The 4,338-nt window shown below is 38.3% G+C and carries 2 protein-coding genes and 1 pseudogene; 2 read left to right on the plus strand and 1 reads right to left on the minus strand.

Features of this window, described 5'->3' with window-relative positions:
* Positions 1-418 (plus strand): LPXTG cell wall anchor domain-containing protein (locus tag FXF62_RS10610; RefSeq protein WP_149518705.1); only part of this gene is annotated, 418 nt, incomplete at its 5' end.
* A gap of 234 nt (positions 419-652) precedes the next feature.
* Here the strand turns inward: FXF62_RS10610 and FXF62_RS10615 are convergent.
* Positions 653-1,929: pseudogene (locus FXF62_RS10615) on the minus strand (ISL3 family transposase).
* A gap of 506 nt (positions 1,930-2,435) precedes the next feature.
* Between FXF62_RS10615 and FXF62_RS10625 the strand changes: the two are divergent.
* A partial coding sequence (locus FXF62_RS10625; protein ID WP_149518707.1) for a GbpC/Spa domain-containing protein occupies positions 2,436-4,338 on the plus strand: 1,903 nt, incomplete at its 3' end.

Genomic DNA, 4,338 nt, shown 5'->3' on the forward strand with positions numbered 1-4,338 from the left:
TAATGACTTCTTGAGCAAGGTTTCTGATGACAGTGAATTCCAAGCGATCGGTTACATGCAAGTGAAACAGCTTGACTATGGTACAGTAGAGAATACCTTTACAGAAATCGTCAATGATGTTGAGCGCGATTCTAACACGGTTACTGTGGTAACACCTGAAAAACCACAAACACCGCCTGAAAAGCCTCAGACACCACCTGAAAAACCACAAACACCGCCTGAAAAGCCTCAGACACCACCTGAAAAACCACAAACACCTCCAGCTACTCCTACAACTCCAGTAGTTCCAACTACGCCTCAAACTGAATTGCCTGAAACAGGTGAAACAGACCATACAGGAGCAGCAGTGCTTGGTTTAGCGATGGTGGTATCAGCGATGTCAATCATTGGCTCCAAAAAACGTAAAGAAGAGGAATAATCATAAAGTTCATTCCGCGCTCATACGTAAGAATGTTGAAGCTGATTAAAAGGCTCTTTTCTACCATTTGTCAAGTCTATCAAGGCTTTAAGTAAAAAAAGAGATAAGACAGTAGCTATTCTGAGGTTACTGTCTTATTTTTAACACCTTTTGATCCATAAAAGGGCATGCTAAAGAACACCTCATCTGGTATTTTTTGAGTATGTTTGTCAACTGTAGTGGGTTAAGGAAAAGTCATACCCTGGAGAGGACCGAATTGGTTCTCTCCTTTTTGATATTCAAAGCGATGAGGATTCTAGTTCTAAAGTTGTCAAAGTTCCGAAATCCAAAAGCGTTGCGCTTGATGACCTTGATAAGGTTGTTAGTGGCCTCTAGCTTAGCATTTGAGTAAGGGAGTTCAAGAGCGTTGATAATTTTATCTTTGTCCTTGAGAAAGGTTTTAAAAACAGTCTGAAAGATAGGATTTACACAAGAAATTGTTTCTTCAATGAGTCCAAAGAAATGCTCAGCTTGTTTCTCTTGAAAATGAAAAAGCAAGAGTTGGTAAAGCTCATAGTGTTCTCTGAGTTCTTGAGAGTAAGAGAGTAGCTTTTCAAGAATCTCTTGATTTGTCAAGTGCATGCGAAAAGTCGGACGATAAAAGCGTTTATCGCTGAGTTTCTGACTATCTTGTTGGATCAGTTTCCAGTAGCGTTTCAATGCTTTGTATTCATGCGATTTTCGATCCAATTGATTCATGATTTGAACACGAACACGACTCATAGCCCGGCTGAGATGTTGCACAATGTGAAAGCGATCGAGGACGATTTTAGCGCATGGAAAAAGTTGTCTAGCCAAGTCATAGTAGGGACTAAACATGTCCATGGTAATGACTCTAACGCCGTTTCGGACCTGTCTGGAATAGCGCAGAAAGTGATTGCGAATCGTTGCTTGGGTCCGTCCATCTAAGATAGCTACGATTTTTCTGGAATCAAAATCCTGTGCAATGAAGTTCATCTCTATCTTCCGATTGAAACAGTCACTTCCCTGACTGTTTCCACATCCCAGCTCATGTGTTCTGGAAGGTAGTTAAGGTCAGTCTTGAACTTGAATTCTTTCAATTTACGAATGACGGTGGAAGTAGAGACAGCCAAGTTTTCAGCGATAGCTGTCATAGGGACTTTGTCGATTAGTTTTTGAGCGATTTTCTGCTTAACGATGGTTGCGATTTGGTGATTCTTCTTGACTAAGGACGTTTCTGCGACAGCTACTTTCCCGCAATCTTGACAGCGGAAACGTCGTTTCCTTAGACGAATCAATGTCTTGTATCCCGCGCACTCTAGATAGGGAATTTTCGATTCTTTTTGGAAGTCATATTTAGCCATTTTTCCTTGACAGTGAGGGCATTTAGGAGCAGGATAATCTAGCTTAGCGATGATTTCCTTGTGTGTTCCAGCATCTACATAATCTAAAATAGTGATGTTAGGGTCTTTAATTCCGAGTAAGTTTGTGATAAAATTTAACTGTTCCATAAGATTCTTTCTAATGATGGTTTCGTTGCTTTTCATTATAGGTCATATGGGACTTTTTTTCTACAACAAAATAGGCTCCATAATCCCTGCGGTGGATTTACCCACTACAGAAATTATAGAGCTTATTTTACAATATATCGTATACAAACATGATTTAGAAAATTTTTCCGCTCTCTCTAATAACGAAATTACACAATTTTTGTATATTTTATTTGCATATTGATTGAATTATTCCACTCACCAAAGTATAATATATAATGTGGGAGTGGCTAATTTTTTAAATATTGTCAGACAGCTTAGAGATAGTTATTTAAACCCTCTGGACTATCCGTTTTATTATATTAGCAAACTAAAAAAGTAAGATAGATTGTTGATATTAAATCAAATATGAAGTCACTATAAGTGATGGTAAAAGCTTGAGATTTAGCATAAAAATCTCTTGTTATTTCTCTTTTAGGAGGAATTAGATCAAGAGAGTTAATTATAAAAAGGAAGATAATATATTGATGTTTAAGAAAACTGGTGAAACAAAGGGACATGGTTCAATCCGTAAGAATAAAGTTTATGGTGCGATCGGAGTTCTAATATTTGGGATTATTGCAATGTTTAGCTCCCATGAAGGTGTGGTAGCTGATGAAATTAAGGCTACTAAGACAACCGCCTTGGCTCCTGTAGCAGAAGCTTCTGATACCAGCTTGATTGTTCAAGCGAAAACTGTTGCAGCCGAAGTTGCTGAAGCAAAATCGTTGGCAGCTTCATCAGCACCTGTGCCTGTTTCGATGGTAGCTGCTGGGAATCCTGCTGAAGGACAGCCAAATGTAACAGTTGAAAATCAAGAATTAAAGGATGCTATTGCTACTGCTCAAGCTTCTAATATTGAAGTAAAACAAAAACCAACTGAGATCATTGGAACAGCTAATACACAAGAAGAAGCTGCAAACTTAGAGGCTGATGCAATTGCTCGTGAAAAAGAGCAAGCCCAAAGTATACGAGAGTCAACTGATAAATATAACAGTGATTATGCAACAGCTCAAAGAAACACTCAAAAGCCCGGTTATCTTAGTGAAGTTGTAACTCAGGGGTTAAACTTTCAAAGTGAGCCGAATGCTAGTTTATCAATTAGTGGGACGACAGAATTCGGTCAGCAAGATGCGCCTAGAGCGTACTCATATGAAGAATATATAGGTAGTGGTAGGACATTTGCTAATAATCCAATAGCTGCATACAAAACTTCTGCATCAGGGAATTTTGTGATTCCCAAAATTAACAAAGATCAAACTATAACAGCTACTTACACAAATCTACAAAATTCTAGCTATAATGGTACAAAAATTGCCAAAGTTGTTTATGAAGTAACAAATTTAAATAATGGGATAGGAATAATCGGTTTTGCTGAGAAAGATCCAACTAAGGGGATTTATACTTTTTATAACTTAACTGCTCCTTCTAAATATGGTGTAAAAATTCGTTTTTATGACGAGAATGATAATATCATCCAATTTAAGCAAGCATCTCCAGCTATATTGGCACTGACAAGTTTGTCAAAAACGATACGTGCTGATGGAAAGAAGCATGAAGAGGGGATAGCAGACTATAACTTCAAACCAGTAAAAATAACTGGTTCGTATGTTGAAAAACAATCTGATAATCGTTTAGCTGCAAGTAGTCCGACACAAAATATCCCAGATAGATATAACCATCCGGATTTTTATAAGACTAGTATCGCTGGTGTAATAGATAATGGCGATGTTATCTCGTTTACCATGCGTAGGGATTCAGAGTTTGATAGCGGGTACTGGTTAGCAATTACAAGTAGGTTACCTTCTCCTTTTATTTTAACGAAGCCTGACCTCAGTTATAATTTTTTCAGTTACAACACAGCCGGAACAGTATTGCTTGATAATTATATTCAAGGAACAACGACTAAACTGACCGAAACACAAATAATTAAGCCTAAAGGGACGCCCACAGGAGAATCTTATGTAGCGTCACATGAAGAACGGGTGCATTTCAATGGGAAAGTTTATAAATATGTATCATCAAGTGAAAATGCAATGGGCACAGTGAGGTTGGGGATTACAAATGTATATAACTATTATGTTGAGGCAATAGGAGGTGCCAGGGTTGTTTATCTTGATGATGACGATAATAAGAAGATTTTAGAGACTAAAGAGCTGATGGGTTATTATGGTCAAACAGATACCTATAGGACTACCGCAACGCGTCAGTATTACCAGAACTTACACTATGAAGTTGTTTCAGATAATTATCCAAGCGTCGGTGTGACGTACGATGAAACTATTCAAACCTTTGAAGTCCATTTGCGCCATAAGACGGTTTCGGTTGAAGAAACGAAAACGGTGACCGAGACCATCCAGTATGTCTATGAGGACGCGAGCCAGGCGGCAG

Source organism: Streptococcus cristatus (assembly GCF_008369405.1).
Classification (GTDB): domain Bacteria; phylum Bacillota; class Bacilli; order Lactobacillales; family Streptococcaceae; genus Streptococcus; species Streptococcus cristatus_G.